The sequence below is a fragment of the Pseudanabaena sp. 'Roaring Creek' genome, from assembly GCF_001402795.1.
Classification (GTDB): domain Bacteria; phylum Cyanobacteriota; class Cyanobacteriia; order Pseudanabaenales; family Pseudanabaenaceae; genus Pseudanabaena.
Map to the genome: position 1 here is coordinate 1 of NZ_LIRE01000119.1, position 3,451 is coordinate 3,451.

The window sequence follows — 3,451 nt, forward strand, 5'->3', positions numbered from 1 at the left end:
TACTCCCTTCCCAGTGAAGAATTAGACGTTGCGGCGCGAAGCGCCGCAACGTCTAATTCTTGGGTTTGTATGTCTATTTCTTTGGTGGGAAAAGAGTAATACCAAAACTAAAAATGGCGTAGCCATTTTTAGTTATTCAAACCCTTACTAGATTTAGTTTTTAATTCAAAAAAGTGTGGTCACCCTTTCGTGAATTGGGATTATAACAAGCCCCAAAGATGAGAGGCGGCGCTTTGCGCCGCCTCTCATCTTTGGGGCTTTATGCCTAGCTACTTATGAAAATAAAAAAATGAATAGCGATTTTGTCTCCATGCGCTTTTTTTGCCTTAAGTTGCTATATTAGGCACTTCCATAATTTATAAAGCGATAATTTCTTTATAAAAGTGTTCTATGCGCGAACTATACCCAGTAATCGAGCCATATAGACAGGGACTGTTACCCGTTTCTGATTTGCATACAATTTATTTTGAGGAATCAGGAAATCCTCATGGTAAACCCGTCATCATTTTGCATGGTGGTCCTGGAGGAGGAAGCCAGCCCATTTATCGCCAATATTTCGATCCTCACCGATGGCGCATCGTCCAATTCGACCAACGGGGTTGTGGCAAAAGTACTCCCCATGCCGAACTAGACGAAAACACCACTTGGCATCTAGTGGAGGATATTGAGACCTTACGCAAACATCTCAATATCGATCGCTGGGTTGTATCGGGGGGAAGTTGGGGGAGCGCCTTAACTCTTGCCTATAGCCAAATCTATCCCGATCGCTGCCTAGCCTTAATTTTACGGGGTATTTTTATGCTGCGCTCCAAGGAACTCGCATGGTTTTATCAAGAGGGGGCAGGTTATATTTTCCCAGAAGCTTGGGAACAATACGTTGACTTGATTCCCATTGAAGAACGTCACGATATGATAGCCGCTTACTATCGTCGTCTCCTGAGTGACGATCCCCAAGAGCGATCGCTCGCCGCAAGGACTTGGTCAATTTGGGAAGCCAGTACGAGTAAACTCATTGCTGACTTACAACTAATCCAACGTTTTGGTTCCGATCGATTTGCTGAGGCTTTTGCAAGACTCGAATGTCACTACTTTGTCAACAAGGGTTTTTTTCATTCAGAAAATCAGCTTTTAGACAATCTTGATCGCATTCGTCATATTCCTACGACCATTGTGCAGGGTCGCTATGACATGGTTTGTACGATGTTTACCGCTTGGGAACTGCATCAAGCATTTCCAGAAGCAGATTTTATCATTGTGCCTGATGCGGGACATGCCATGACGGAGGTGGGTATTCGTAGTGCGTTGATTGAAGCAGGCGATCGCCTTATGCAATCAGTAGCAACATTCCAGACGAGTCCATAGCCTTACATAATTTGCCTAACATGATTTGCCTTACATGATTTTCTAATTTATATTTAGACCGCAAAACTTCATCTTCGATAAATTGTGACAGATTGAGACTCAAAACATCTAACGAGTAAGTTAATGGCAGTTAAAAAACAATTAAAAACTAGCATTAGTATCATTACTCAATTTTATCCACCAGACTATGCCGCAACTGGACAGTTTGTCTATGATTTAGCTGGAGCGTTAGCTCAAGAAGGATTTGATGTAAGCGTATTCACGGGAATGCCAGGCTATGCCTTCCGTCAAACAGATGTCAAACATGAAGAACGGAATAATGGCGTATTTGTAAGGCGCACTGGCTCGATTCACCTCATGTCCAAGCGCATTCGCAATAAAGTTTTTAGCAGTGTCCTATTTATCATTCGTTGTTTCATTAAGCTGCTTCGCAAAGATATTCGCGGCTCTCACTTAGTCTTAACCTCAGCTCCGCCATTTTTGGGATTGATTGGATGGCTTTACAACAAAATTTTTGGACATAGCTATAGCTGCATTATTTATGACATTTATCCTGAAGTCGCTGTACGCCTTAAGGTTGTTCCTCCCGATCATTTGATTGTCAAGTTTTGGGAATTTGTCAATCATAAAGTATGGCATCGTGCCGAGTCCTTGATCGTTTTAAGCGAACCGATGCAGCAGCTACTAATTCAAAAACATCGAGATCTCGCCGACAAGATTCACGTCATTCATAGCTGGGCTGACCCGAAATTTATTAGCCCGATCGCCAAGTCAGACAATTGGTTTGCGAAACAATATGATTTAACGGATTGCTTTGTGGTGCTTTATTCAGGCAACTTGGGACGATGCCATGACAACAAGACTATTTTAGAATGCGCTCAGTTATTAAGCTATCGGTCAGATATCAAATTTGTATTTATTGGTAATGGGGTTGGTTCTCAAGTTATTAAACAGGCGATCGCTACGGGAGAGCTAACGAATACCTTGCAATTGCCCTATCAAGATCGTGAAGTTTTGCCATTTTCCTTAACTGCTTGCGATCTGTCGTTAGTAAGCATTTTGCCTAATGTTGGCGATACGATCGCCCCCTCCAAGATCTACGGAATTCTTGCGGCGGCAAGACCTGTAGCCGTCATCTGTCCTGAAAATAACTATTTACGAGAGTTAGTTGCTGAGGGTGATTGTGGTGCTTGTTTTGACAATGGTCATGCCCAAGAACTAGCCGATTACATTTGTTGGCTTGCCGCAAATCCTCATATTCAATCAACATTGGGGCGAAATGCTCGTCGATTATTAGAGCGTCGTTATACTATCGATCGCGCAATTCCGAAGTATATAACTGCTCTAGGTTTAAGCGAACAAAGCTCCTTATCGGTCGAGCAAACTCAACAGAGTTTGCATAATATCTAAAAATTATGGCAGTCGCCGCTTGTCATCCCAAGTTAAGAAATGGCGTAGCCATTTCTTAACTTGGTAAGTAGTTGGGCATGATTAAAACCCAAAAACCTATATTGCACGCGCAGCGTGCAATATAGGTTTTTGGGTTTTATATTTAATTGCGTCTAGCTACTTATTGGGATAAATGCTTGCTCGATATAGGCATGTAGGCAAAATTCCGATCCTGTGCGGCGGACTAGGGCAACATCAAATCGGCAGGCAAGTTGGGCTAACTGGGGATGTTCGCTCAAAAATATTGATGCGGTTTTAACTAACTTAGCTTGTTTATGCGGAGTGATGGCGAGGCTGCCATCCATATCCCAACTGCGATCGCTACGAGTTTTTACCTCAATAAACAATAGCCATTGGCGATCGCGGGCAATTAAGTCTAACTCCCCCCAAGGACAGCGCCACTGAGTTTCTACAATTTCCCACCCATTAGTTTGTAGGAGCTTTGCTACTAATCCCTCTCCGCGATCGCCCACTGATTTGGTCATACACTTAACCTGAGGATTCAGCTATTATCCAGTTAAACCAATTCAAAAAATGGCGTTGCCATTTTTTGAATCTCAAAACCTTATACCAAGTTAAGAAATGGCGTAGCCATTTCTTAACTTGAAAACCCTTACTATAGCTACCGCCAGTCTTGTTA

The 3,451-nt window shown here is 42.7% G+C and carries 3 protein-coding genes; 2 read left to right on the forward strand and 1 reads right to left on the reverse strand.

What is annotated here, in order from left to right; translation table 11 throughout:
• Nucleotides 1-390 precede the first annotated feature (390 nt).
• Both pip and AC805_RS04000 read left to right on the forward strand, forming a co-directional pair.
• On the forward strand, nucleotides 391-1,362 hold the full coding sequence (gene pip / locus AC805_RS03995; RefSeq protein WP_055074214.1) for a prolyl aminopeptidase: 972 nt from the start codon (nucleotides 391-393) through the stop codon (nucleotides 1,360-1,362).
• Nucleotides 1,363-1,485: 123 nt separating this feature from the next.
• The gene (locus AC805_RS04000; RefSeq protein ID WP_055074215.1) at nucleotides 1,486-2,772 is read left to right on the forward strand and encodes a glycosyltransferase family 4 protein; all 1,287 of its coding nucleotides are present in this window, start codon (nucleotides 1,486-1,488) and stop codon (nucleotides 2,770-2,772) included.
• A gap of 152 nt (nucleotides 2,773-2,924) precedes the next feature.
• Here AC805_RS04000 and AC805_RS04005 read toward each other — a convergent pair whose 3' ends face one another.
• A complete protein-coding gene (locus AC805_RS04005) occupies nucleotides 2,925-3,296 on the reverse strand; it encodes a YraN family protein (protein ID WP_055074216.1) in 372 nt (123 codons plus the stop codon).
• Nucleotides 3,297-3,451: the final 155 nt, after the last annotated feature.